Below are 24,701 nucleotides of genomic sequence, written 5' to 3'. Positions count from 1 at the left end.
ACCCGACCAGCCGTGAATCTACGAGTTACTCCCGGGCCCCCGGCGTCCGCCACCGATCGGCTGGCCGCCCAGCGGATTCACCAGGCGGTCAGGGAGGAACTGCCGAAGGTTCGTGCGGCGGCCACGGCCTGGCGCAACGGTGTCGGGGCGCTGCTGGCCGGCCTCGTCGGGTTCGGCCTCCTCAAGGGACGAACCGACGTCGGTCAGTTGGCCTCGCCGTACGACCTGATTGTCGGCGTGGTCCTGCTGTGCTCCCTGCTCACCGGCATTTCAGCCGCCATGCTGATACTCCGCGCTGCGCACGGCCGTCCGGCTTCCGTTCCGTTCCGGTACGAGGGGCAGGACCACGACCCGGGCTCGCCCATGGCCAGTGATCACGCCGAGGCCGCGCGTGCGTCGAAAGTGCTCTCCTGGGGTCTCGTTCTCTGTCTGGTCTGCGTGGCCTTCTTGGTCACGGCGGTGGGTATGACGTGGTACGGCCCGAGCAAGGCCCAACCCCGCATCGAGATCCAGACCCCGGGCGGCAGCCGATGCGGCAAGGCGCTACGGCTGGCGAACGGCCGCCTGACACTCAGGACCGACAGTGGTGAAATCACCGTCAATCTCCAAAAGGCCGAGGCCGTCAAGGCCGTCGACTCCTGCTCACCTCAACACCCCTAAAGCCTGTCCCGCAACCCTCCTGCGCGGCGTCAGACTTCCTTGCGGTCCCGTGCGGTGGCCGGTTCGCGCAACTGTTCGTCGGTAGCCTCACGCCACTCCTCCGCGGCGTCGCGGCTCTCGTCCAGGGCTGGATCGCGACTCCCGTCGGGTGCATAGGCCGGGATCGATCTGCACACAGCGGGACGTGGGCGCAGTACCATGCCCGCTTGGCGCCTACTCGCTCCGCTTCCGTGCCAGTCCGGTGATAGTTGAGCAGTGCCGTCATGACCCGAACTCGAGCGCCTGCGCCGCGAGACCGAACGTCAGCTCAGCCAGGAGCAGTACGCCTGAGCTCTGGCCGAGACGGAGGCGCGGCACGTCAAGGAGAGCGCCTGGCGGAACGTGCGGGGCACACCGCGGATCTGCAGCGCGCTCTTGCCGCGCTCACCCCCGCGCCGGAACAGGCGGCCATCCCCCAGCCCACGGCTCGGCCGCCCCCGTGCCCGGCCCCGCCGCGGCCCCGGCCGCAAGGGGGACGGCATCGCCGGGCGGGCCACGATCAGGAGCAGGGCGAGCGGCGGCGCTGGTGGTCCCGCCGCGGCTGACCCACCGCGCACAGCGCCGGGCAGGCCCTTCCCGTCAACGTCCCTTGCGACATCTCCTGCACGATCTCTTGCGCCTTCCCTTGCGACATCTCTTGCGCGAGCCTTCCGGGCGGCCGCGCGTTGCCGCTGGTCACCACGCCCTTTTTGGGCGTGGACGGGGGGCTGACATCCCCCTGAAGGGTCCCTCAGCCGCCACGATCAGGATGAGGTGGGCGGGGCTGGCAGAGGCCGGCCTGGCGGGAGGATCGGGTGCCCTGGAGGCTGCTGAGTGTCGGCGCCGCCTCCGCGCTGCCCGGCCGTTGGAGCGTCCGGGTGATGGAACAGGGGCAGCGGCAGACGGCGCTGTTGCGCCAGGGAGTTGCGGTGGAGTTGCGGTAGACGTTCCGCAGCCTCATGGCGGGCGCCCCCGTCACCCCTGATCAGGGGTCTATCGGAGCGTGGTCGTGGCGCTGACGTCCCCTCAGAGCGACCCAATGCCCGGCCTGGAAGGAGAAGGGCGGGAGGGAAGCGGGCGCGGTGCGGGGAGCGCTTCGGGGGATCGGGCGCCCCCCTTTGTAGGGGCCACTGTTCTGGACGCGAGATTTCCGTGGGGTGTCGCTGTTCCAGGTGCCTTATTGCATGAGGGGTGACGCTGTCTCAGTTTCGTGAGTTCTGAAGCCGGATTCCCTGCCGGCGGGCGAGACAGACCTGAGCCCAGATCGCCGAGCGTCTACGCTAGGGGGCCGCTCTGCGGGCTCGTAGGCAAAGGTGAGGGGCAAGGGCGGACGGCGCCGTTGGAATGTTCGGGCAGGCTGCCGCCGGTGCGGAGGACCTTAGCGTGCTGGGGGGAAAAGCCGTTCGACAGCGGTTACCACCGCGGCGCGGCGGGCGGCGGTGGTGGGGTCCACGGCGTGTGCGGCGGCTGCCTCGCTGTGTTCGGGCTGTGCCGCCCAGGTCGTGGCGATCTGGTTGACCAGGGCGAGGACGTCGGCCGGGTCCCAGGCGGGGTCGAGCTGTCCAGCCTGCTGCACCCGGCGGAGCTGGTCGATTTTGCGGGCGATCACTGCCTGGTCGGGATCGTCGGCAGCGGCTGTGGTGCCCGGCAGTTCGAGGCGGCCCCAGGTGATCAGGCGGTGGTGGTCCGGACGGGCGACGAAGTAGTCGAACAGGCGGCCCGCGTAGCCAGGCAGGTCGGACGGGTCCATCTGGGTGGCCTCGGCGATGACGACGTACTCCCGTGCGGCGACAGCGGCGTAGAGCGCGTCTTTGCCGCGGAAGTAGGCATAGACGCGTTCTTTGCTGGTTCTGGCGAGCTTGGCGATGCGGTCCACACGGGCCCCGGCGATGCCGTGGCGGGCGAACTCCTCCATGGCAGCGGTGAGGATGCGCTCGCGCGTGGTGTCACCGCCCGCGGCGGTTCCTGCGGGTGCGGTCTGGCCGGAATCGCGGGACTGGGACATAGCCCCAGGATAGAGCACCGAACCGTTTGGTTTGGCATCCGGGCGGTCGGCGCGTAGAGTCAAACAGAACAGTTCGGTTTGGCCTCTGGGGTGAAGCCGGCGAAACACTGAGGGAGTGAACTCATGCAGCACCGCAATCTGGGCTCTCAGGGTCTGCGCGTCTCGGCGCTCGGCCTGGGGATCATGGGCATGTCCATGGGCTACGGCGCCTCGAACGACGACGAGGGCATCGCGACCATCCGTCGCGCCCACGAACTCGGGATCGACTTCTTCGACACCGCCGAGCTGTACGGCGCCGGTACCGGCAGCAACGAGATCCTCCTGGGCAAGGCGGTCAAGGACTTCCGCGACGAGGTGGTCCTCGCCACCAAGTTCGGCTTCGACATGACCGCCCCGCTGCACAGCCCCGGCTACAACAGCCGCCCGGAAAACATCCGCAAGGTCGCTGAGAACAGCCTGCGCTACCTGCAGAGTGACCACATCGACCTCTTCTACCAGCACATCTCCGACCCCGCCGTTCCGGTCGAGGAGGTCGCCGGCGTGGTCGGCGAACTGATCACCGAGGGCAAGGTGAAGTACTTCGGCCTGAGCAACGTCGGCCCCCAGTACATTCGCCGCGCCCACGCCGTCACCCCGGTCTCCGTGCTCCAGTACGAGTACTCGCTCTTCGAGCGGGAGGTGGAGGAGAAGATCCTTCCCGTTCTGCGGGAACTCAGGATCGGCCTGGTGCCCTACTCCCCGCTCGGCCGCGGCTTCCTCGCCGGCCAGATCAAGCCCGCCAGCGAATACCCCGCGGACGACATGCGCAGCTGGGACGAGCGTTGGCAGGGCGAGAACTACACGTACAACGTGCACGCCATCGAACAGCTCAAGAATCTGGCCGACGTCAAGGGCATCACCACCGCCCAGCTCGCGCTGGCCTGGCTGCTCGCCCAGGGCGAGGACGTCGCGCCCATTCCCGGCACCCGCAGCACCAAGCGCCTCGAGGAGAACGCCGGCGCCACCGACGTCCAGCTCTCCGCCGCCGATCTGGCCCGCATCGCTGAGATTCTTCCCCACGGCTCGGCAGGCAGCCGCTACCCCGCTGCGATGCTGTCCAGCTTCACCACAGACTGACCGCGTCGGCACACACGCATGCAACGCCGGTCCCGTCGGCCAAAGGCGGCACGCGGGCCAGTGCCGATGGCAGGGGGTACCGGGCGCGGGAGGGCCCAAGCCTTTACGAGGCGGGAGCTCGAGTGGTACTCGCCGACATCGACCTGCCGACGTTTACTGCCGTCGCCGAGGAACTCGGTGCACTGGGCTTCGTTGCTGAAGAGTTCGGATGCGATGGCAGCCAACGATCGGAGTCGAGTGTCCAGCGGGTGGCGGGCGGACAGAAAGGCTGTCGGGGGGCCACGCGTTCTAGGGTCCGTCTTCAAACGGATCTTGCCCACAGCAGGACTGACGCGAGACTGACCGCTGCTTCGTATGAGGTGGCGGTCTTGTCGTATCTGGTGGCGATACCGCGGAAGCCTTTGAGCCGGTTGAAACAGTGTTCAACGACGTTGCGGCGGCGGTAGATCTGCCGGTCGAATGCCGGTGGTCGGCCTCCGCGACGACCGCGATGGTGACGGTGTCGCCGCCGGTCGGTCTTCTCCGGGATGGTCTGCGCGATGCCTCGTTTGCGCAGGTAGGCGCGGAATCCGCGCGAGCTGTAGGCCTTGTCCGCGATCGCGTGGTCGGGACGGCAACGCGGTCGGCCAACGCCGTTGTGTGGCACGCGAATGCGTTCAAGCAGAGGTTGGGCACAGACACTGTCGTGACGCCGGCCAGGCGTGATCAGGATTGCCAGCGGGCGGCCCTGGCCATCACAGGCGAGGTGGATCTTTGTGGTCAGGCCTCCTCGGGATCGGCCGAGGGCGTGATCGTCCGGTTCGTCCTGACGGGGCTTCCCCCTTTTCGGCCCGTGCTGGCGGCGTGCTGGTGGGCGCGGAGTGCTGAGGCGGTTGGATGTGAAGACATATCCGATCCGGCAGTTGGAGGCGCGGTGGCGGGGCCGGTAAGAATCCGGAGGCTGACTGACCAGAGGCTGATGAGGACACCGTGCGGGATGTGATTCAGGTTCAACGAGATCGGCCTGGCCTGTCTGGACCCTAAGAAGCCATCTCAATTGGTTCGGTAGGCTCTCCGGTTGTGTTGGGGATCGTGGAGCGGCTGGTGCCGGACGAGTTGTGGGAGTTGTTCCAGCGGGTGGTGCCGGAGGCTCCGTCTCGACCTCAGGGAGGCGGCCGACGTCGGCACGGCGACCGCGAGGTGCTGGCCGCGATCGTGTTCGTGGCCACGTCGGGCTGCACGTGGCAGCAACTTCCCGCAGCTTCCTTCGGGCCGTCCGGGGCAACGGCTCACCGCCGATTCACCGAGTGGACGAAGTCGCGGGTGTGGGCCAAGCTGCACCGCCTGGTCCTCGATGAACTCGGCTCCCGCGGCGACCTGGACTGGTCTCGATGTGCGATCGACTCGGTGAACATGCAGGCCCTGAAAAGGGGGACCTGACAGGTCCGAATCCTGTCGACCGGGGCAAGTACGGCTCGAAGATCCACCTGATCACGGAGCGGACCGGTCTGCCCCTGTCCGTCGGCATTTTCCGGCGCCAACGTTCATGACAGCCAGGCCCTGATCCCGCTCGTGAAGGGCATACCGCCGGTCCGGTCCCGCCGGGGTCGTCGGCGGCGCAAGCCCAGCAAGCTTCATGCCGACAAGGGCTACGACTATGCCCTCCTGCGGCGATGGTTAAGCAGCCGAGGCATCCGACACCGCGTCGCCCGCAAGGGAGTTGAGACCTCGCAGCGACTGGGACGTCACCATTGGACCATCGAACGCACGATGTCCTGGCTTTCCGGCTGTCGCCGCCTCCACCGTCGCTACGAGCGCAAGGCCGAGCACTTCCTGGCCTTCACGAGCATCGCCTGCACTCTCATCTGTTACCGGCGGCTCACCCGCTGATGTGGGCCCGCAGCAGATTCACCGCCGGGTCGTGGCCGTAGTGAACGGCCATGTCCATAGGCGTGTGACCGTCTGGATCGGCGAGCTCCGGGTCAGCCCCGAAGGCCAGGAGCACAGCAGTGGTATGCACGGTCAACGGTTGGCCGCTCTGCAGCGAGCCATCGCCCTCGATGTCGATCGCGTGCGTCAGCAGTGTCATGTTGCTGAAGACCTCATTGGGATCGGAACCGCCGGCCAGCAACCGGGCCAGGGCCTCCGCATCCTCGCGCTCGACGGCATGGTGGGCGGGTGTCCAGTAGTCACTCACCAAGACATTCAACCGCCACCGCAGCACCTCTGCCAGCGACTATCTACGCGATCAGTCCGCAATTGAGATGACGTCTAAGTGGGCCAGAGGCCGTCCCCGCCAACTCAACGCTGATGACGAGGGCTTCGTCGCCGCGACGGCCACCACCCGCCCGACCAGGCTCGGCCAGCCCTTCACTCGCTGGTCGATCCGCAAACTCGCTGCCTACCTGCGTAGAGTCCACGGTCGGGTGATCCGCATTGGCCGTGAGGCCCTGTGCTGCCTGCTCGCCCGCCGCGGCATCACCTTCCAGCGCACCAAGACGTGGAAGGAGTCCACCGACCCCGACCGCGACGCCAAGCTCGACCGGATCGAGCACGTCCTGGAGCACTTCCCCGACCGGGTAGGGAGGGCCGTCAGGGGCGAGTTGTACGGCATCACCCAGGGACGAGCCGCGAGCTCCGCGGGGGTCATCGACTGCGGCCCCGTGGAGTGCGCGGCGACGACGCAGACCCAGCGGTCCTCGTACAGGTCGATGGCCGGGACGGTGGCCAGCAGCCCCTGGGGCAGCAGGATCCCGTCGACCGTGCGCAGGTGTTCCTGAGCGCGTCGCACGATCTGTGAGGTGAGGTGCTGGAAGTGCTCCTGTACTCCCGGTGCGACCTCGCGCATCAGCTTGTCGGCTGCCAGCGTCCGGCCGTGCTCGGCGGGCAGCGTCGACCGGGCGTAGGTCCGCTTGAGGTCGTCGGTGGCGATGGACCAGGCGAATACCGGGACGGGCGCCTCCCAGCCGAGTCGGCGGACGTACCCGCCCGACTTCGTCCACAGCGTGGAGACCACTGCGCCCTGGTCGCGGAGGTGGCGGAGCCGTTCGGCGAGCATGTCGACCGAGAGGTGGGCGCCGCGTTCCTCGGGCGACGCACCCGGCGCTGAGCAGGGCGGAGGGCACGGGTGCCCCGCCGAAGAACTGCGGGGCCAGGAGTCCGAGGCCGCCGGCGATGACCAGGCCGCCGCGGAGGGCGACGCGGAAGCGGGCGCGGGCGTGCGATGTCGCCGACGGGATGGCCGTAGCTGCGGATGGCGAGGGTGTCGTACTGCTGCCACAGCTCCTCGTCGGCCTGCACGATCTGGATCGCATCCTGGCGCGCGGGGTGCGAGGGCTCGGGCCGCGCCGCTGTACCTGTGGACAGCGAGCGATGACAGACAGTCAGGTCACGTTGCTTCACCGGGTCCCGCACCGACCACGTGATCGCGACCGAGTCTCAGTCTTGACAAAGTCTAAACTGGAGTCCTACCTTTCAAGCCTCTTGCGCAGGTGTGTGCGGCCTGGGTGGGTTTGTTCGCTTTGGCCGGTCGCCACGTCCGGCCCCTACGGAATGGGAGTGGGACATGAGGTGCTACGACTGCCTGCAGGAGGAGCGCAGCGACATCACCGGCATCGGTGTGTGCTCGCGCTGCGGCTTGGCCACCTGCGAGAGCCACGCCCGCGTACGTCCGGTACGCGTCAGCCACCAGAACGGCCTGGGCGCTGCGCACGGCACCGTCCCGGCCCGCAGGGTGGTGTGCCACACCTGCGACACAGCCGAGACGACGCCCTGACCCGCACGGCGCGCTCATCGCAGCGCTTCACCGGTCGGGTGAATGCGCGCCGCCCGTCCGAGCATGCACTCTCGGCCGCCCGGACGCCGTGCCGGATCCCTGGCGCGGCGTCCGGGCCTCAGTCGCGGCCACGACGCCGACGCCCTGTACCGCCTCGCCGACGCTGACGTGGGCAGCCATCGGCATGGAAGGCATCGTCGCTTCACGCTCGCGGCCAAGCTCGTCAACGAGCTGTTCGAGGCAGCGGACGAGAAGGTGCTGACGAGGACCATCGCCGCTACGGCTGCAAGGCCGTCCGCTGACCGGAGAACTCCTGGATCCTGGTGTGCAGTTCGTGGTTGAGGTCGGAGTAGGTCACGGGTTCGCCATCGGCCACGGCCTTGGTCATCGCCGTACCCAGGTCCGTCAGCTCGGCCAGTTGGTCGTCGCCGGCCAGGGTGGCCGCCTTCGCCGCGCACAGCCCTTCGAGGGCCATGCGGCATTCGGTGATGGCGACCGCTTTCTCCACGGTCACCACCCAAACCCGCGAGCCGCGGTTACGGATCCGCTCGACGAGACCCTGAGCCTCCAGATTGATCAGTGCCGCGCGGATACTCGCCCGTGTCACACCGAACTGCTCGGCAAGTTCGTTCTCCACCAGCCGCTGTGCCGGTGCCATGTCGCCGTGCAGCGGCGGATCAGGTCGCGGACGCGGGGTCCGGCGTGCCCGTCCGCGGTGGTGCCGTCGTTCCGCGGATCTCCAGGGTGGGCGTGGCCAGTTGGGTCCGGCCCGCTTTCCCGGCTCCGTCGAAGCGGTCCAGGAGGCAGCGGGCGGCGCGTCGGCCGACCTCGTGCCCGGCGTTGTCGACCCTGGTGAGCCACAGGTGGCGCAGCGGGAGTGCTCGTGTTGTCGTAGCCGGTGACGGACAGGTCCTCGGGGACGCGCAGGCAGTGAGAGCGCGAAGGAGGCCCGATGAGCCGCCCGATGCCAGACCCACCGCTGGACTTCCAGGCCTTCTACCAGCGCTACCACCGCGTCTACCTGCGCTACGCGCACCTCCATCTCCGGGAGCGCAAGGCCGCGATCGAGACGGTGGAGTCAGTCTTCGTCCAGCTCCTGGAGACCTGGTCCGACGTCCTCACCCAGCCCAGGGTGCACCGCTACGCCCACTCCGTGCTGCGCCGCACCCTCGCCAGGCGGGCGGTCCCAGTACGCCTGGAGCTCCCGCATGTGCGCCGGGAGGGACTGCCGTTGGGGGCGGTTCGAGCTGGGCATAGCGACCTCCTGGACGACGTGCTTTCCGGCCGCCATGTTGTCGGGTGGGTCTGACACCAGCAGCACGGTGAACCGCGCACCACGCGAGGTGACGGTCACCCCGGGACGGTGTGACCGCCTTCGTCCTTTCCGACCCTGTGCCGTCAGGCCTCCGCTACCGAGGCCGCCGCCAGGACCGTCCCGGCGGACGGGCCCAGCGACCGGGCCTCCAGCACGGCGGAGCGGAGCGTGAAGGCCGTGCCGCGGCCCTTTGTCGGGACTCCCATGAGTTCCCTCCGCTTAGAAAATTGAACACGACAGGTCAGAGCGCATCCCGAAGTGCTGAACAACTGCTACCGAAAGTCGAAGACGACCAGGCCCGAGCTGCCGAGCTTCCCGGCGTCGCGCTCTGCAACAGCGAGGCCCTGTGATCGCCCTGCGACAGCTTCGGGACACGGCCCCGCATGAGGCGCCAGGTCGTTCTTCGACAGCCCGGCCGGTGGCACAGTGGCTTATATGTGTGGCCGATACGTCTCCACCCGCAGTGTCGAGGATCTGGTCCAGCTCTTCCAGGTTACCGACTGGCGTGCCGAAGAGACGCTCCCGCCGAACTGGAATGTCGCGCCGACCAACGATGTGTGGGCTGTCCTCGAGCGCACCGCACGCGGACATGATGCCGTGCCGGAGGGCAGGAAATTGCGGCCGCTGCGCTGGGGCTTGGTGCCGTCGTGGGCGGCATCTGCGGCGCGGGCCTGTCGACCACGTGATCGGGTGTCATTGGCCCGATTTTCTGTCGAGCGGATCCTGGGTGGCCTTGAGTTTGGTGTTCTCCGCCTTGCTCAAGGGCGTCGGCACAAGCCGCATCGTCAGGCGTGTTGGCTATATACGGGTCAAGTGGTGGGGCGCAGTGCGAGGTTGTAGTAGCGGATCTCCTGGTACTCCTCGAGTCCCTCGCTGCTGCCCTCGCGTCCGAGGCCGGACTGCTTGACGCCGCCGAACGGTGCGGCCGCGTTTGAGGGAACGCCCTGGTTGATGCCGACCAGTCCGGTGGCCAGTTGGTCGGCCACGTTGAAGGCGCGGTCGAGGTTCTCGGTGAAGACGTAGCCCGCCAGGCCGTGCTCAGTGTCGTTGGCGCGGGCGATGGCCTCGTCCTGCTGGGAGAAGCGCTGGATGGCGGCGATGGGACCGAAGATCTCGGTGTGGGCGAGGTCGGCGTCAGCCGGTACGTGGTCCAGGAGCGTCGGTGTGAAGAACGAGCCAAGGTGGCTGGGAGCCGAGCCGCCGGCGAGGAGGTGTGCGCCGCGGGAGGTCGCGTCCTCGACGAGGCCGATGAGTCTCGTCACGGCGGTGTGGTCGATCACTGGGCCGAGCCCCACACCGGGGGCGAGTCCGTTGCCGACCTTCACGGCGGACAGTCGCTCGGTGAGGGCGTCGACGAACGCGTCGGCGATGCCGTCCTGGACGAAGATGCGGTTGGCGGCAATGCATGACTGGCCGCCGTTGCGCATCTTGGCGGCGAACGCGCCGTCGACTGCCCGTTCCAGATCGGCGTCATCGAAGACCAGCAGCGGGGCGTTGCCGCCCAGTTCCATGGAGCTCTTCAGTACGTTGTCCGCAGCGAGACGCAGCAGGACCTTGCCGACCGCGGTCGATCCGGTGAAGGACACCTTGCGCACCCGTGGATCGGCCAGAACGGCGGTGCTGAAGGACGGGGCATCGGTCGTGGTCACGACCTGCACCAGGTCTTCGGGCACACCGGCTGCGACTGCGAGTTGGACAGCGAAGATCGTGGTCAGAGGCGTATGAGGCGCGGGTTTGATGACCACGGGGCAGCCGGCGGCGAGCGCCGGGGCGATCTTGCGGGTGGCCATGGCGAGCGGGAAGTTCCACGGGGTGATGAGGACCGACAACCCCACCGGTGCGCGCCGGCTGAGCAGACGGGCCCCGCCGGCCGGAGCGTCGCGAAGGTTTCCGCCAGGGCGTACCGCTTCCTCGGCGTACCAGCGGACGAAGTCGGCACCGTAGGAGATCTCGGCACAGGTCTCGGCGAGCGGCTTGCCCATCTCACGGGTGATGAGCAGAGCGATCCCCTCGGCGTTGCTGAGGATGAGGTCGTGCCAGGCGCGGAGGATGTCGGCGCGGTGCCGGGTGTTGGTGGCAGCCCAGGAGCGGCCGGCTGCGTCGGCGCGGGCGACGGCGTCGAGGGACTGGTGCGCGTTGAAGTCGGGGACCTGGGCGATCACCTGGCCGGTGGCCGGATCGTGGACGTCGAAGGTGCGGGTCACGCCCGGTACGGCGAGGTGGAGGTTGGCCAGGACCTTGTCGGAGTCGGCGAGGACAGTGGGGTCGGCGTCGGGGAGGGTGCGCATGGTGGTCACTTGGCTTCCTGGGCGGAGAGGACGGTGCCGATGGCGGCCGTGGCTGCCGGAACGTCGTTGGTGGAGATGAAAGGCGGGCTGATCTGGACGGTGTTGCCGCGCAGGTCAGAGACGGGCGGGCAGCAGGTTGCGGTGGCGCACGGAGTGAATCCGGTTCTTCGCGCGAATGCATTGACGCGTCAGATGAGCGCGCCGCATGGTCACCCTGCGCAGCATCTGGGTGCGCTCGTCCGCCAGCCACCTGCCTAACAGGAAGTCTGTGGCCAGTAGCTGGACCAGAATTTGCGCGTCGACCTTGTCGGTACGGTGGACACGGACGCTGACCGCGACGAGCGATCCAGGCCCTTGACCGAAGCCCTCACCGGACTCGGCTATCAGGCCACCCCGGCCCTGGGGGCGAGCATTCGATCCGCATCGACCCGGTCGCCGCCCGCGGCCTGGACATGGGCCACTCGTCACAGCATCGGCGTCACCCCGGCCTAGGCCCACCAACTCGCCGAAGGCGACGGCTTTGACCGGAGCAAGAGCCGGGTCGGATGCGCTGCCGAACCGCTGCCGCAGGTCCGTGCCCTGCTACAGCACTTTTTCGAGGAACGCCTGGGTCCGTTTCTCACGGGGATTGCCCAGCACTTCACGGGCGTCGCCGCGTTCCACCGCGATGCCGCCGTCCATGAACAGCACCTCGTCGGCTACCTCGCGGGCGAAGCCCATCTCGTGGGTGACGAGCAGCATGGTCATTCCGTTGCCGGCGAGGTCGCGCATGACAGCGAGTACTTCGCCCACGCGTTCCGGGTCCAGCGCGCTGGTGGGTTCGTCGAACAGCATGATGGTGGGTTCCATCGCCAGCGCCCGGGCGATGGCCACGCGTTGCTGCTGGCCGCCGGAGAGCTGGGCGGGGTACTTGTGGCCGCACCCCTCCAGGCCGACCTTGGCCAGCAGTTCTCGCGCCTGCTCCCGGCTGGCCGCGCGGTCCTTCTTCTTCACCAGCACCGGTCCGGACATGACATTGCTCTCGGCGGTCATGTTGGGGAACAGGTTGAACTGCTGGAACACCATGCCGATGCCGGCGCGCTGCTCGGCCAGCTGCTTTGGGCGGACCGCGTGGTAGGCGTCGTCCTTCTCGACGTAGCCGAAGTCGTCTCCGTTGACCTTCAGGACTCCGTGGTCGACGGTCTCCAGGCCGTTGATACAGCGCAGCAGTGTCGATTTGCCTGATCCGCTGGGCCCGATGATGCAGGAGATCTCTCCGGCCGCCACGGTCAGGTCGATGTCGCGCAGGACCTGGTGACGGCCGAAGCTCTTGCACAGCTTGCGTGCGACGATCGTTCCGTCGGCGTTCACAGCAGGGACTCCCTCGTGATGGGAACTGGCTGGCCCGCCCCCGGCTCGGCCGAGGTGGCGGCTCGGGTCAGCCGCGCCCGGGTCGAGCGGGAGAAACGGCGTTCGATCATGGACTGCGGCACGCTCAGCACCAGCGTCATGATCAGGTACCAGAGGCTGGCCACGATCAGCAGCGGAATCGTCTGGTAGGTGCGGGCGTAGATCGACTGTGCGCTGTTCAGCAGGTCGGCGACGCCGAGCACGCTCACCAGCGAGGTCTCCTTGAGCATGCCGATCACCTGGTTGCCGGTGGCCGGAATGACCGCCGGCATGGTCTGCGGGATGATCACGTGCCGGAGCTTGGTGAACCCCGACATGCCCAGGGACTCCGCTGCCTCGTGCTGTCCGCGACTGACCGATGCGAATCCGCCACGGATGATCTCGGACATGTACGAGGCCTGGTTCAGCGTCAGCCCCACGACGGCCGCGGTCATCGGGGTCATGATCGCGTTCACGTTCACCGGCGTGGAGACGTCGGTGAAGGGGATGCCGATCGAGATGTTCGGGTACAGCGCCGCGATGTTGAACCAGAAGATCAGCTGCACGAGCACCGGGGTGCCGCGGAAGAAGGTGATGTAGAGCTGGGCGAGCCCGGAGACGGGCCGCTGGTGCGACATACGCATCACGGCCAGCAGCAACCCGAGCAGCGTGGCCAGCGCCATGCTGACCACGGTGAGAAGGAGCGTGAACAGCAGGCCGTTGAGGATGGTTTCAGTGGTGAAGTAGCTGAACACCACCGGCCAGCGATAGTTCTCGTTCGTCACCGCGGTCCAGACCAGACCGGTGACGATCGCAATCGCGACGGCCCAGGCGACGTAGTCGCGCGGACGTTTCGGCGTGATCCGCTTCTTTTCTTCGGCCAGTAGTTGTGGCACCGGTCGGCTCCTGGTCGTCGTATCGATCACGTCCATCGGCAGGTCAGTCCTGAGGGACGGCCATGGCCGCGGTCTTGATCCCGAGGTCCTGGAAACCCCAGCGGCCCAGTGCCTCGGCGTAGTTGGGGCTGTCGATGACGGACTGGATGGCAGCCTGTACCGCGGGGGTCAGCGGAGAGTCCTTCTTCAGCGCGACGGTCACGGTCTTGGTAGCCACCAGGGGCTTCAGGACGTCGAACGTCTTGGGCTGCTGCGTGGCCGCCCACTGAAGCCCGGTGAAGTCGTACATCACCGCGTCGATCCGCTTGGAGACCAGCTGGGTGAGAGCGTCGTTCACGCTGGGCAGGGTCACCGCCTTGATGGCCGCCTTGCCCTTGCTCGTACAGTCCTGCTCGGACAGCTGGGGCAGCCACTGCAGCTCCGCGGTGCTGCCGGACGTGACACCGACGCGGTGCCCGCACAGCGTGTGGGTGCCCAGGTCCTGCGGATTTCCGTAGGGGACTGACACTCCGGTCCCGGCCTTGAAGTAGTCGACCATGTCGAGCACCTTCAGCCGGTCCTTCGTGGCGCCCATGGTGGAGGCGGTGAAGTCGTACCGGCCGGCCTGCAGTCCGGTGATGATGGTGTCGAACTTGGTGTTGTTGAACTGCAGTTTCAGGCCGAGCTTGGCGGCGATCAGCCGGGCCATGTCCGGGTTGAACCCGATCGGGGTCTTGTTGTCCGATGCCATGAAGGTGGTGGGCGGGCTGGTCAGGTCCATGGCCACCGAGATCGCGCCTTTGGCCTTCACCGCCGCGGGCAGCAGCTTCACCGCCTTCGAGTCCGGCTTCACCCCGACCGAGATGTCATCGGTGTGCTCGGCCGACGAGCCGGAACCTTCGCCCTGCGCCGTGCCCTTGGACCCCACGTTCTGCGCGGTGCCGCTCGCGCCGCACGCGGCGAGCGCGAGGGCCAGGGCGGTCGTGACGACCGGGACGCTCAAGTGTCTTCTGATTCGCATGGGTTTGCTCCTTACAAAAGGGGGACGCGCGCTGGGAGCCGCTCAGATCCCCGATGGGTGGCTGTTTGGAACTGGCTGGGGCGATCCGGAACTCGTCAGACTGGGCGTGGGGCCTCGTGGAGTGCCGAAAGGCATTCGCTCATCGCGTCGACCGGACCTGCGGTTCGCGACCTTCACGTACGACAAAGGCGTTCAGAAGGCGGTGTATCCGCCGTCGACGGGGAGGACTGCTCCGGTGACGTACGACGACTCTGACGATGCGAAGAAGAGGGCCGCGTCGGCGACTTCTTCGGGGGTGGCGAGGCGTTGCAGCGGGATCTGGGTCTCGCGCTCGCGGCGGTAGGCCTCAGGGTCGGGGCTGCGCTGGATCGCTGCTTCGATGATCGGGGTGGCGGTCAGACCCGGAGCGACGACGTTGACGCGGATGTTGCGCGGGGCCCATTCGATCGCCGCGCCTTTGGCGAGCATGATGAGGCCTCCCTTGGCGGCGGAGTACAGGACTTCCCCGGTCTTGCCGACCATGCCTAGCCGTGAACTGACGCAGACGACTGAGCCTCCTTCGGGGGGCATCAGCGGTGCGAAGTGCTTCATCACCAGGAACGCGCTGAGCAGGTTGCTGTCGAGCACGTTCTTCGCGTCGTCGTAGGGCATCTCGGTGAGCGGACTGCTGGCCTGCAGGCCGTGGTTGAGGACGACGACGTCGACGGTGCCGAGGGACTGGGCGGCCTGGTTGGCCAGGCCCTCGACGAACGCCTCGTCATTGAGGTCTCCCGGGACGTACAGGTCGTCGGGCTGGGCGGTGTCGAGTTGCTCCTTGCGGCCGGTGAGCAGCAGTCGCGCGCCCTCGCGGCGGAAGTGGGAACTCACCGCCTGCCCGATGCCACTGCTGGCACCGGTCACCAGGGCCGCGACGTTCTTGAGTCTCATGTCAGACATTCCTTCACGGGGGGGGGAGAGGTCAGTCGGGTGGCGCTCGGCCAGGGGATCTCGTCCCGGGGCCCATCAGCTGAGGAATCCGCGGGCGTCGACCGGCCACCGCTGCAGCGACGTGCCGGCGCTGTCGGTGACGATCAACTCCTCGAAATTGACGACAACTGGACAGACGTGGTTCGGCACCACCGGCACCACGGTGCCGACCCTGGGGCGGAACTCGCCCGCGGGCAGCGCGAGGAATCCGTGGTACTCGTTGAGCTTGGACAGAACGGCCGTCGTGCCGGCGACCCGGCCGTAGCCGCGTTCGATGCTGCCTTCGCGGCTCAGGGCCTTGGTGCCCGCGTCGAGGATGACCTGCTCGGGCGCCCAGTCGCTGACCACGGTGGCGGCGACGAACAGCGCGATCTGATCGTCCGTGCAGGCGCCGAGCCGGGCGTTGTTCAGGTCCCCGAAGACGTATTCGCCGGGACGGATCTCGGTGATCACACTGCTGGTGGAGAACTCGACGGTGGGTGTGGAGCCGGCGCTGACCACTTCGGCGGTGATCCCGACGCTGTCGAGACTGCGTACTGCGGTGGTGAGCGCGGCATCCTGGTCCCGCGCGGCGCGCCCGCGAGCGTCCGGGCCGGAGCTGCCGTGACCTGGATAGGTGAAGACGCCCACCGGCACCAGGCCGCGCTTGCGGGCGGCGAGCGCGAGGTCGCCCGCGGCCTCGGGCGGCGCTCCGGAACGACGGGCACCACAGTCGACCTCGACCACGACCTGCAGCCGGTCCGGTTCGTCGCCCATCGCGTCGGCGAGGGCCTCGATCGCCGCGACGTTGTCCACGCCGACCCGCAGCCGGACGGACTCGGCGAGTCGGCGGATCCGGGCCCCCTTCGTTCCCGAGGGCCAGACCGGGTAGGCGAGGAAGATGTCGTCGAATCCGGCCCCGGCGAAGACCTCGGCCTCACCGACGTTGCCCGCGGTGATTCCGACCGCCCCGGCCTCGATCTGCCGCCGGCCGATTTCCACGCACTTGTGCGTCTTGACGTGCGGCCTGACATTGAGTTTGTGCCGGGCGGCGAAGCCCTGCATGCGGTCGATGTTGTCCTGCATGACATCGACCAGCACGATCGGCGCGGGGGTGTCGACCCGCTCGACCAGGGTGGCGAGTGCTCGCTGGAGCTGGTTCACGCTGCACTCCTCTTGCTTGTGTTTGGGAATGAACGAGGGAGCGGATGCCGACGCCCTCGAATGCCGAATGCCGAATGCCGAATGCCGAATGCCGAATGCCGAATGCCGAATGCCGAATGCCGAATGACGAATGTGCGTGGCGCGCACCATCACCCGCGCTCGCGCTGCACCGCCGTCGCGTCCGCCCTACACCGCGGTGCAGACCATCTGGATCTCGACCGGACTGTTCAGCGGCAGCCCGGCGACACCGATCGCCGTGCGAGCGTGCCGTCCGTTCTCGCCCAGCACCTCGATGAGCAGTTCACTGGCCGCGTTGGCGACCCGCGACTGCAGACCGAAGTCCGGTGTACTGGCCACGAACACCAGCATCTGCACGATCCGGACCCGGTCCAGATCTCCCACCGCCTGCACAGCGGCGGCGAGCGCGTTGAGTACGGCATGGCGTGCGAGCTCCCGCGCCGTCTCCAGCTCGACGTCCCGGCCGACAATGCCCTGACCCAGCAGCTCACCGTCGCGGTAAGGCAGTTGGCCCGAAATGTGGATGCTGGAGCCCACCGTCCGGTGGTGCACGTAGTACGGGTTGTCACGGAGCTCGGGAAGGTCCAGACCCGAGGCCTCGAGCCGATCGGATGCCGAGTCGGTGTGCACTGCCGAAGTCACGGACTGGCTCATCGCGTCACCGCTACGGAAGGAGCAGGGCACAAACCCTCGCAGTTGGCCACGAGAACCTGCTTCGCATGAATGTTGATCATCTGTACTGGGTTCTCCTCTCGAGTAGAGGTGGCGACAAAGCGCCGTATGGTGGCTTAAAATCGCCAGTCCATTGTCGTTTGTCGACCATATGGGCGCCTGTCGACACTGTCAATGCAAACTTCAGGCTTGAGTGCGACCTTGGAACGCCACCTGCGGCCCGCCCCAGCGCCACGGTCGACGCCGCGCCCCGGCTCACCGGTCTCATCCGGTTCGGCGTGGACGAGCACGTGCAACACGCCTGTCCGTATGTCGATCGCTGACAGCGGCGGGATGCTCAAGCGGTTGACACGGACGGTCGAGCCGATCCGGATCCGTCGGGGAGGCGGAACCGGCAGGGAGGCGGCCGTGACACGGAGGCAACTCGCCGACGAACAGGGGAAGTTGACCGCGACGTTCCTGCCGACAGGCGAGTACGGCCCTTACCCTGAGCGGCTGCGGAATCATTTCGAGGGTGCGATGCGGCGGTTCAGGACAGGGGCGCAATGGCGTGAGATCAGGCGAGTTCGGGACCGACCGCCTACGGGCGCTTGCAGGTCGGGCGGAACGCCGGCCTCTTCACCGATCTGCTCAAAGGCCTGAACGCCCACGTCACCCGCCGGCGCACGACGGACTTGTCCCTGGTCAGCATGAACTCCCCGACAGGAAACGGACCTGAGCGTGCCGAGCTACGACGTGTCCGTCGCCGACGCAGTCCGCTGACGGCCCTGCCCGAAGGCCCGCGGCGGACCGATTACGACATCACAGGCGCTGGGATTCGGCAGCCCAGGTTGCAGCATGTGGCGGCTCGGACCGTCTGGCGGTCAGGGGGTGTCCGCCCGGCAGGCCGGGCACAGATCCCTCCAGGTGGTCGTGGCCTCGTCGATCACACAGCCCTGGAAGTTTCCAGGTCCAGGCAGGGCGCTCCACTCGCGCCGCAGTCGATGCCTTGGACACCCGGCGACTGATCCGTCATCGCCTGGCCCATACGACATCTTGTCGTCCGCGGCGTGCCTCCAGCATGGCGCACCGAGCCGTGGCGACGGCTGAGGCCCGGACGTCGTCCTTGACTTGCGGCATTGGTCTACAACGTCACGGTGGTGAGCGGGCGTGGATACTTCACGCAGGCGGCATGGCCTTATGCATGCCGGGGTGAGCGTTCCCCTGGATCTGCCGTCTGGGCTCCCAGCCCCATGGGGAAATGGGCAGCCAGTTCCTGGCGGAACGCGTTGGCGTCGCCCTCCAGGGCAACCGCGGCCAACCTCTCGTGCTCGACGACCAATTGATGCGGGTCGTCGCTGTAAGTGCGGTGATCGACGCTGAGGTGGAGGCGCAGCTTGGTCTCCCAGCCGTTCCAGAGACTCTGCAGGACGCCGTGCCCCGAGAGATCGTAGAAGAGCCGGTGGAATCGAAGGTGCGCGTCGATGCTGGCCGGGATGTCGTCCTTCTCCATTGCCCGGCGAAGATCCTCGACGGTTTGCAGCAACTGGGGCCGCTCAGGACCGCGCAGTGCTTCGGCCGAGAGTTCGGCGGCGAACGGCTCGACACGCAGCCGGACCGAGTCGATCTCGGCGACCTCACTAGCGCTCACCTCTACGACGAACGCCCCACGGTAGGGGATCTTGATGACAAGCCCTTCCTCCTCGAGCTTGGTCAGCGCCTCGCGCAGCGGGGACCGGCTGATCCCGAGATCAGCGGCGATGTGCGCCTCGCGCAGTTGGCCACCAGGAGGTACGGTCCCATCGAGGATGGCGGCACGCAGTGTGCGGTAGACGCCGTCCGGCGTCGTCATCCGCTGCTCCTGCCACTCGAACTTGTGGTCCACCCCGTTGCCCTCCCTCGACACTTGTCGACCATTTGGTCGTTTGTCGACTATACCCCTGCCGGTCTTGCATCCATACCTCAAGTCGGTTGTCTGGCAAGGAGCTGCACTGAGTTCACAACAGTGCCCCATCCGGCTCACGGGTCGCGGTGACATGTCGGTGTCTCGGATGGTGCCGTTTGGTTGTCAGGCCGGTGCCGGTCCGGCGACGCGGGTGCTTGTGGACCTGCAGCGGGGTGCAGCCGACCAAGGGGAGCGCGGCGGTCCGTGGCTCGGCGGACCAGGACGCGCGACGCAGCACCTTCGCGTCTCTTGACGCCGGCTCTTCGGCCTTCTTCGTCCAGTCGGTACCAGGTTTTACGTGAGAAGCCGAGCACCTGGCCGGCCGGTGAAGTTGCCGATGCTCGCGGCCTGCTCGATGAGCCACATCCGGCGCTCGTACACCCTGTCCTGGTGGGTCACGGGAACGCCTTCTTCTCTGGGTCTCAGCAATCCAAGATCGCCTCCGTGACCCACACCCGCACGAAGGGCCGGTCAGGTCGGGTGCCACTCCAAGTCGTGGTCCCCGAGTCCTGTTGCTCCGCGCCGAACCTGCGCATGGTCCGTTCCAGCGAGCGGACCAAGACCTGGTGGAAGGGCTCGCACTCGCCGAGGCGCTCGTCGATCGGGTATTGGTTGCTGGCCCGCACGAACTCGGAGGCGACCTCGGCCGAGAGCCGATTGCGCCCGACCCGGCAGATCACCGGATTCATGCGGAAAAGGGGATCAGGGTCGGGTCTACCCGAGGCGCTCCTCTGACGACGTTGACAGCCCAGACCTCTTTGGTCGACAATCGACCAAAACATGGTCGACAATCGACCGGAGTTTCAGCCTGCTCCACACTTGGAGGACCAGTGGGATTCGATGTAAAGCCCAAGTTCGTGACGTTCGACATGAACGGAACGCTGATCAAGTTCAGCATCAACGACACGATGCGTGAGGTCCTGGGCGACCGACTGCCGGCCGAGGTCACCGATGACTTCCTGCGGATCTGCAAGGCGTACCGGATCGACGAGTGCACGGGCGCGTACCAGCCGTTCCACCAGGTCGTCGCTCGTTCCATGGAGCGCGCCTCGCGCAAGGTCGGCCTCAAGTACCGCGAGGACGACGCGCGCGCGGTGTACGACCGCATCCCCACCTGGGGCCCGCACCCCGGTGTCACCGAGGCGCTGAACCGCCTGGCCGAGGAGATCCCGCTCGTCATCATCACGAACAGTGACACCGCGCACGCCGTGCGCCTCGCGGAGAACCTCAAGGCCCCGTTCGAGGTCGTCATCAGCGCCGAGGAGATGGGCGTCTACAAGCCACGGCTTCGCGCTTTCGAGTACATGTTCGACAAACTCGGCGTGACCCCCGACGAGCTGGTGCACGTCTCCGCGAGCCCGATGTATGACCTGCGCTCCGCGGCGATCATGGGCATCAAGAACAAGGTGTACGTCGACCGCGGCTGGGAGCACGACGAGCACTGGCTGGGCTACGAGCGAATCACCGACATCGCCGACCTCCCGGTCCTCTTCGGCCTCCCGCGTCCCTGACGCCTGAGCGGAGAACTGAGGACTGGAGCCACCCGTCCTCGTCGGCAACGCGTACGTCGTGCACCACCGGGCGGGGGCTCGGTCATCTACATCTCGGGCCAACTGCCTTTCAGGGACGGTGAACCGCTGGGTGAGGGCGTTGCCGGCCAGGACGCGATCTGGACCGGGTGCGGATCGTACACATGCTGGTCCTGGTGGCCACTACGCCGGACTTCGGTGAGCAGTCGAACGTCGCCAACGCGGCCAGTGAACTGCTCATCGAGGTGCTGGGCGAGAACGGAGGGCACGCCCGCACCGCGATCGGTGTCGCCGGGCTCCCCCTCAACACTCTGCCGCGTTGTCGTCGGTTGCCGACTCCCCCACGCTCGGTTGCGCTCGCGCGGGGGGACCCCCATGACCCTACTCACCGGCATCGACCAGCACCGTCAGTTTCCTGCGGCCTGATCCAAACGACAGGCCCTAGAAGAGCTGCACCGCGGTGTAGCGGACCAATCATGAGGAATGCATCTGGGAACCGGCTCCAACAGGCACTCGACATCCTCGTTGAGCGAATGACACCCCGGCGCCGATCGTGCTGGCCGACGTGATGCAGGACAACGTCGACCGTATGCAGGGCTTCGCCGCACCGCCCTCTTCCTCGCATCGTCGGAGTTTTTGTACACCAGCGGGACAATCCTCCCCCGTCGACGGCGGCTGCACCGCTTTTTAGTACCGGCCCACGCGGTTCCCAGAGACAGATGAAGGACACACCATGAACGCCCTTGCGGCACCGCCCCGAAACGGAGAGCTCGGCTTCTGGGTGGCCCAACTGGCCGACAAGAGGCCCTCATTCCCCCGCTTCACCGGCCAGGACTCCGTCGACGTGGCCATTGTCGGCGGCGGCTACACCGGCCTGTGGGCGGCGTACTTCGCCAAGAAACTCGAACCGTCGCTCTCTGTGGCCGTCTTCGAGGCCGAACAGGTGGGCTACGGCGCATCAGGACGCAACGGTGGCTGGCTCTCGGCCATGCCCCCAGGAAACCGTGCCACTTTCGCCCGCGCCGGGGGAGGGCTGGAAGCGAGCCGGGCGTTGCAGCAGGAATTCGTCGCCGGCGTCGACGCGGTCCTGGACATCCTCCGGGCCGAGGGCATCGATGCCGATCAGCACAAGGGTGGCGCGCTCGTCGCCGCCCACACTCGGGCGGGGTTGGGCCGGCTTGTCGCGAGGCGTGATGCCGACCTGAAGTACGGGCTGACCGACGACGAAGTTCACATGCTCGACCGGGAGGAGTTCCGGAGCCGGATCAACATCTCCAGCGTCCACGGCGGGCTCTTCTACAAGCACTGCGCGCGGTTCCACCCCGCGAAGCTCGTCTACGGCCTCGCGGACACCCTGACCTCCATGGGGGTCAGGATCTACGAGGGCAGCCGGGTGGACAGTGTCGGGGGCAAGACCCTCACCTTGGCCGACGGACGTGTCACCGCATCCAGGACGTTCATCTGCACCGAAGGCTATTCGGGACCGCTGCTCGGCAGCCGGACCCTGATCCCTGTCAATTCCTCGATGATCGCGACCAAGCCCCTGCCTGAGGAGGCATGGCAGCAGATCGGCTGGGACGGGCCGCAGTGCCTCAGCGACTCCGCGCACACCTTCATCTACGCCCAGCGGACGTCGGACGGCCGTATCGCCATGGGGGGCCGCGGTGTCCCCTACCGCTTCGGGTCCGGCACAGGGGGAGCTGGTGTGACCGCCCAGTCCACCATTGACCTGATCTCGCAGAAGCTCAGTTCCTTCTTCCCGAGCATCCCCTTCGAGGTGGATCACGCCTGGTCGGGAGTCCTGGGCGTCACGCGGGACTGGAACGGCGGCGTGCACTGGGACCCGGCATCGGGGATCGGGTCGTCCACCGGCTATGCGGGACATGGTGTCACGTCGGCCTACGTCGGTGGCAGGACTCTCGTGGAGCTCGCCTTCGAGAGGGAAACCGAGCGGACCACTCTTCCCTGGGTCGGCTACCGGGCACGGAAGTGGGAACCGGAACCCTTCCGCTGGCTGGGCGTTCACGCCATGTACCGGCTCTTCGGCATTGCCGACCGGTGGGAAGAGCGCAGAGGTTCCAGCAAGACCTCACTCCTGGCCAGATTCGGCAGCCGACTCGCCGGACTTCACGAGTAAACGAACAGGAAACTGCTCTCATGGACGCAAAACTCGCAGTCATCGGCTTGGGCAGCATCGGAAGCATGGCCCTATGGCAGGCCTCCCGGTTGTCCGACTCGGTAGTGGGCTTCGAGGCCGACACCCCCGCACACGGCCGCAGTGCCGTGGGCGGGGACACCCGCCTGTTCCGCATGGTCTACCTCGGGAAACCCGACTACTACCCCATCATCGAGCGCTCCCGCAGCCTGTGGGCCGAGCTCGAAGCGGAAACCGGGCAAAAAATCCTCACGATTACCGGGGGCCTGTCCATCGGGACGGCGAACGGCAGCTTCATCAACAACCTCCTGGAGGCAACACGCGTCACCGGAGCCGAGCGCTGCGTCCTCAGCCGGGAGGAGATGGCGGACCGCTACCCCCAGCACAACCTCCGCCCCGACGACTGCGCCATCTATGACCCCCGCGCCGGCGTTCTGCGCACCGACCGCGCCGTCAGCGCCGCCGTCGCGGCGGCGCAGGCCAACGGTGCCACCGTCCTGCAGAACACACCTGTCGACAGCATCACCAAAACCGACCACGGCGTGGTCGTCACCTCGGGCGACAGGACCTGGACGTTCGAGAAGGTCATCGTCGCCTCGGGCGGCTGGTCCCGGAGGCTCATGCCCGAACACCTCAAGGCCGTCACGGAAACCCATCGGATCGTCCTGACCTGGTTCATCGCCCAGGACGGCACGCAGTTCTCGCCGGAGAACTTCCCCGTCTTCAGCCGGCTGTACGGCGGTCGCTCCCTGTACGGCGCACCCGCCGTCGACGGCGTGACGGTCAAGGCCTCGGTGGACGGACCGCTGGACGGACGCGGAAGGGAAACCCCCGACCCGAACTCCGTGCCCAGGGAACTCACCCCGCAAGAAGTCGAGAAGGTCACCGACATCGTCACCGAGTTCTTCCCCGGCCTGATCCCCACCATCGTGCGCTCCGACGCCTTCCCCGACCTCTTCACCAAGGACAGGCATCCTCTCCTCGGCTGGCTGGACGAGAACAGCCGGGTCTACTGTGCCACCGGATTCTCCGGAAAGGGCTTCAAGATGGCGACCGGCTATGGCCACATCGCCGCACACGAGGCGCTGGGCAAGCAGACCATCGAGGGCTTGGACTTCGTGCGTCCGGGCCGGTTCAAGACCAGGTAGCCACCCACTTCCGCCGCCTCGGCGCGGAGCGCCGGTATCGCCATTCGGCTGACGGTCGTTGCGAGCGTCAGACGGCGTCCTAGGTGGCGAGGCGGACGAGTCGCTTGTAGCAGCACAGGTTTGCGGCGAGGCCGAGAAAGGCCAGGTAGTTGATCGCCCTGAACCTGGCCGTGCTCAGCTTCCACGGCCTCGGTGCCCAGCCCCCGAATGGGGCCTGCTACTCGCCGAGAACCAGCCGTATGCCGAACGCGTCCCCTGGGCCGTCCTTGCCCCGGCCGTCGTCCTGGCCTTGCTCGAGGCGCTCGCGGTCACGGCGGCCGGCGGGGTTCGGTGCCGGCCATAGCGATGGCGCTGCTGCCGAGCCGCTCGGAACGGCAAGCGGATGCGGAAGGGGCTCACTGACGTCATTGGTTCCCGCCCGCACATAGCCGGCCTGACTCGTGGCCTCCTCAACTGCACCACCCTGCCAGGCATTCATGCTGATGTCAGCTGGGCTGGGGCGGGATGTACTGGACGGGAAGGACGCGGACGGCCGGGTCGGGAGCCGACAGCAGTCCGCGCAGCTGCCGGTTTTCCCATGTCAGTTGGTTGACGGCCCGCACCAGCCCTTCGACATCGGCCCGGAGTTGTTCGAGCTCGGCTTTGTCCTTCTCGCGTAGTTCCTTGAGCCGTACGACCTGTGGTGCCATCCGTTCCAGGTGCGGCCCGCAGAAGGCCCCGAGGGCG

The 24,701-nt window shown here is 67.3% G+C and carries 22 protein-coding genes and 7 pseudogenes; 13 read left to right on the top strand and 16 right to left on the bottom strand.

The genetic code is table 11. From position 1 onward, the window contains the following. Positions 1 to 12: 12 nt before the first annotated feature. Both ABZ027_RS04165 and ABZ027_RS04160 read left to right on the top strand, forming a co-directional pair. Complete coding sequence (locus ABZ027_RS04165; protein ID WP_356764157.1) at positions 13 to 660, top strand: hypothetical protein; 648 nt, start codon at positions 13 to 15, stop codon at positions 658 to 660. Between the two features lie 833 nt (positions 661 to 1,493). Continuing rightward, positions 1,494 to 1,622 carry a hypothetical protein gene (locus ABZ027_RS04160; RefSeq protein WP_356764155.1) on the top strand — a complete coding sequence of 43 codons (129 nt, stop codon included), beginning with the start codon at positions 1,494 to 1,496 and terminating at the stop codon, positions 1,620 to 1,622. 434 nt (positions 1,623 to 2,056) lie between these two features. On the opposite strand, the gene ABZ027_RS04155 is transcribed toward ABZ027_RS04160, so the two are convergent. Next, positions 2,057 to 2,683, bottom strand: a complete 627-nt coding sequence (locus ABZ027_RS04155) for a TetR family transcriptional regulator (RefSeq protein WP_356764153.1) — start codon at positions 2,681 to 2,683, stop codon at positions 2,057 to 2,059. Between the two features lie 123 nt (positions 2,684 to 2,806). Between ABZ027_RS04155 and ABZ027_RS04150 the strand changes: the two genes are divergently transcribed. Beyond that, positions 2,807 to 3,799, top strand: coding sequence for an aldo/keto reductase (locus tag ABZ027_RS04150; protein WP_356764151.1), 993 nt, complete (start codon positions 2,807 to 2,809; stop codon positions 3,797 to 3,799). Between the two features lie 301 nt (positions 3,800 to 4,100). Here ABZ027_RS04150 and ABZ027_RS04145 read toward each other — a convergent pair whose 3' ends face one another. Next, positions 4,101 to 4,835 (bottom strand): IS5 family transposase, encoded by a 735-nt coding sequence (locus ABZ027_RS04145; RefSeq protein ID WP_356764149.1) that lies wholly within the window; start codon positions 4,833 to 4,835, stop codon positions 4,101 to 4,103. Positions 4,836 to 4,870: 35 nt separating this feature from the next. Between ABZ027_RS04145 and ABZ027_RS04140 the strand changes: the two are divergent. Beyond that, positions 4,871 to 5,668, top strand: a pseudogene (locus ABZ027_RS04140) (IS5 family transposase). Here ABZ027_RS04140 and ABZ027_RS04135 read toward each other — a convergent pair. Further along, entirely contained in the window at positions 5,658 to 5,975 is a 318-nt protein-coding gene (locus ABZ027_RS04135; protein ID WP_356764147.1) for an ankyrin repeat domain-containing protein, read from the bottom strand. The pseudogene ABZ027_RS04140 and the gene ABZ027_RS04135 sit on opposite strands and share 11 nt — an antisense overlap. A gap of 76 nt (positions 5,976 to 6,051) precedes the next feature. On the opposite strand from ABZ027_RS04135, the pseudogene ABZ027_RS04130 reads away from it, so the two are divergent. From ABZ027_RS04130 to ABZ027_RS04120, 3 genes and pseudogenes are all read left to right on the top strand, one after another. Then, positions 6,052 to 6,360, top strand: a pseudogene (locus ABZ027_RS04130) (IS630 family transposase); the annotation flags it as partial. 983 nt (positions 6,361 to 7,343) lie between these two features. Further along, the gene (locus ABZ027_RS04125; RefSeq protein WP_356764145.1) at positions 7,344 to 7,553 is read left to right on the top strand and encodes a DUF2180 family protein; all 210 of its coding nucleotides are present in this window, start codon (positions 7,344 to 7,346) and stop codon (positions 7,551 to 7,553) included. A gap of 198 nt (positions 7,554 to 7,751) precedes the next feature. Next, positions 7,752 to 7,829 (top strand): annotated as a pseudogene (locus ABZ027_RS04120) (AAA family ATPase); the annotation flags it as partial. Positions 7,830 to 7,839: 10 nt separating this feature from the next. Here ABZ027_RS04120 and ABZ027_RS04115 read toward each other — a convergent pair. Together ABZ027_RS04115 and ABZ027_RS04110 are read right to left on the bottom strand one after the other, a co-directional pair. Next, positions 7,840 to 8,223, bottom strand: a pseudogene (locus ABZ027_RS04115) (GntR family transcriptional regulator); the annotation flags it as partial. 7 nt (positions 8,224 to 8,230) lie between these two features. Then, positions 8,231 to 8,480: pseudogene (locus ABZ027_RS04110) on the bottom strand (substrate-binding domain-containing protein); the annotation flags it as partial. A gap of 25 nt (positions 8,481 to 8,505) precedes the next feature. Between ABZ027_RS04110 and ABZ027_RS04105 the strand changes: the two are divergent. Beyond that, entirely contained in the window at positions 8,506 to 8,862 is a 357-nt protein-coding gene (locus ABZ027_RS04105; protein ID WP_356764461.1) for a hypothetical protein, read from the top strand. An 89-nt stretch (positions 8,863 to 8,951) separates the two neighbouring features. Here ABZ027_RS04105 and ABZ027_RS04100 read toward each other — a convergent pair whose 3' ends face one another. Continuing rightward, positions 8,952 to 9,074, bottom strand: coding sequence for a hypothetical protein (locus tag ABZ027_RS04100; RefSeq protein WP_356764143.1), 123 nt, complete (start codon positions 9,072 to 9,074; stop codon positions 8,952 to 8,954). A gap of 229 nt (positions 9,075 to 9,303) precedes the next feature. Between ABZ027_RS04100 and ABZ027_RS04095 the strand changes: the two are divergent. Continuing rightward, positions 9,304 to 9,528, top strand: a pseudogene (locus tag ABZ027_RS04095) (SOS response-associated peptidase family protein); the annotation flags it as partial. Positions 9,529 to 9,677: 149 nt separating this feature from the next. On the opposite strand, the gene ABZ027_RS04090 reads toward ABZ027_RS04095, so the two are convergent. The 9 genes from ABZ027_RS04090 to ABZ027_RS04050 form a co-directional block, all read right to left on the bottom strand. Further along, on the bottom strand, positions 9,678 to 11,156 hold the full coding sequence (locus ABZ027_RS04090) for an NAD-dependent succinate-semialdehyde dehydrogenase (protein ID WP_356764430.1): 1,479 nt from the start codon (positions 11,154 to 11,156) through the stop codon (positions 9,678 to 9,680). 582 nt (positions 11,157 to 11,738) lie between these two features. Next, complete coding sequence (locus ABZ027_RS04085) at positions 11,739 to 12,506, bottom strand: amino acid ABC transporter ATP-binding protein (RefSeq protein WP_356764141.1); 768 nt, start codon at positions 12,504 to 12,506, stop codon at positions 11,739 to 11,741. After that, complete coding sequence (locus ABZ027_RS04080; protein ID WP_356764139.1) at positions 12,503 to 13,420, bottom strand: amino acid ABC transporter permease; 918 nt, start codon at positions 13,418 to 13,420, stop codon at positions 12,503 to 12,505. Before ABZ027_RS04080 ends, ABZ027_RS04085 begins: the two co-directional genes overlap by 4 nt. A gap of 43 nt (positions 13,421 to 13,463) precedes the next feature. Continuing rightward, a complete protein-coding gene (locus ABZ027_RS04075) occupies positions 13,464 to 14,420 on the bottom strand; it encodes an ABC transporter substrate-binding protein (protein ID WP_356764137.1) in 957 nt (318 codons plus the stop codon). A gap of 192 nt (positions 14,421 to 14,612) precedes the next feature. Continuing rightward, entirely contained in the window at positions 14,613 to 15,347 is a 735-nt protein-coding gene (locus tag ABZ027_RS04070; RefSeq protein WP_356764135.1) for an SDR family NAD(P)-dependent oxidoreductase, read from the bottom strand. 75 nt (positions 15,348 to 15,422) lie between these two features. Then, a complete protein-coding gene (locus ABZ027_RS04065; protein ID WP_356764133.1) occupies positions 15,423 to 16,529 on the bottom strand; it encodes an alanine racemase in 1,107 nt (368 codons plus the stop codon). A 186-nt stretch (positions 16,530 to 16,715) separates the two neighbouring features. Continuing rightward, positions 16,716 to 17,189, bottom strand: a complete 474-nt coding sequence (locus tag ABZ027_RS04060; protein WP_356764131.1) for a RidA family protein — start codon at positions 17,187 to 17,189, stop codon at positions 16,716 to 16,718. A gap of 1,207 nt (positions 17,190 to 18,396) precedes the next feature. Next, positions 18,397 to 19,083 carry a GntR family transcriptional regulator gene (locus tag ABZ027_RS04055; protein ID WP_356764129.1) on the bottom strand — a complete coding sequence of 229 codons (687 nt, stop codon included), beginning with the start codon at positions 19,081 to 19,083 and terminating at the stop codon, positions 18,397 to 18,399. Positions 19,084 to 19,565: 482 nt separating this feature from the next. Beyond that, positions 19,566 to 19,832, bottom strand: coding sequence for a hypothetical protein (locus ABZ027_RS04050; protein WP_356764127.1), 267 nt, complete (start codon positions 19,830 to 19,832; stop codon positions 19,566 to 19,568). A gap of 141 nt (positions 19,833 to 19,973) precedes the next feature. Here ABZ027_RS04050 and ABZ027_RS04045 point away from each other — a divergent pair, with 141 nt between their 5' ends. The 4 genes and pseudogenes from ABZ027_RS04045 to ABZ027_RS04030 form a co-directional block, all read left to right on the top strand. Next, a complete protein-coding gene (locus ABZ027_RS04045; RefSeq protein ID WP_356764125.1) occupies positions 19,974 to 20,654 on the top strand; it encodes a haloacid dehalogenase type II in 681 nt (226 codons plus the stop codon). A 751-nt stretch (positions 20,655 to 21,405) separates the two neighbouring features. Further along, positions 21,406 to 22,809, top strand: coding sequence for an FAD-dependent oxidoreductase (locus ABZ027_RS04040; RefSeq protein ID WP_356764123.1), 1,404 nt, complete (start codon positions 21,406 to 21,408; stop codon positions 22,807 to 22,809). Between the two features lie 20 nt (positions 22,810 to 22,829). Further along, positions 22,830 to 23,975, top strand: a complete 1,146-nt coding sequence (gene solA, locus ABZ027_RS04035) for an N-methyl-L-tryptophan oxidase (RefSeq protein ID WP_356764121.1) — start codon at positions 22,830 to 22,832, stop codon at positions 23,973 to 23,975. A gap of 152 nt (positions 23,976 to 24,127) precedes the next feature. Beyond that, positions 24,128 to 24,306: pseudogene (locus ABZ027_RS04030) on the top strand (ABC transporter permease); the annotation flags it as partial. 154 nt (positions 24,307 to 24,460) lie between these two features. Here the strand turns inward: ABZ027_RS04030 and ABZ027_RS04025 are convergent. Then, positions 24,461 to 24,664 (bottom strand): hypothetical protein, encoded by a 204-nt coding sequence (locus tag ABZ027_RS04025; RefSeq protein ID WP_356764119.1) that lies wholly within the window; start codon positions 24,662 to 24,664, stop codon positions 24,461 to 24,463. Positions 24,665 to 24,701 lie beyond the last annotated feature (37 nt).

Source organism: Streptomyces sp. NPDC006332 (assembly GCF_040612855.1).
Lineage (GTDB): Bacteria > Actinomycetota > Actinomycetes > Streptomycetales > Streptomycetaceae > Streptomyces.
Note: the sequence above shows the minus strand (reverse complement) of the source record. Positions and strands in the feature narration are given on the sequence as shown.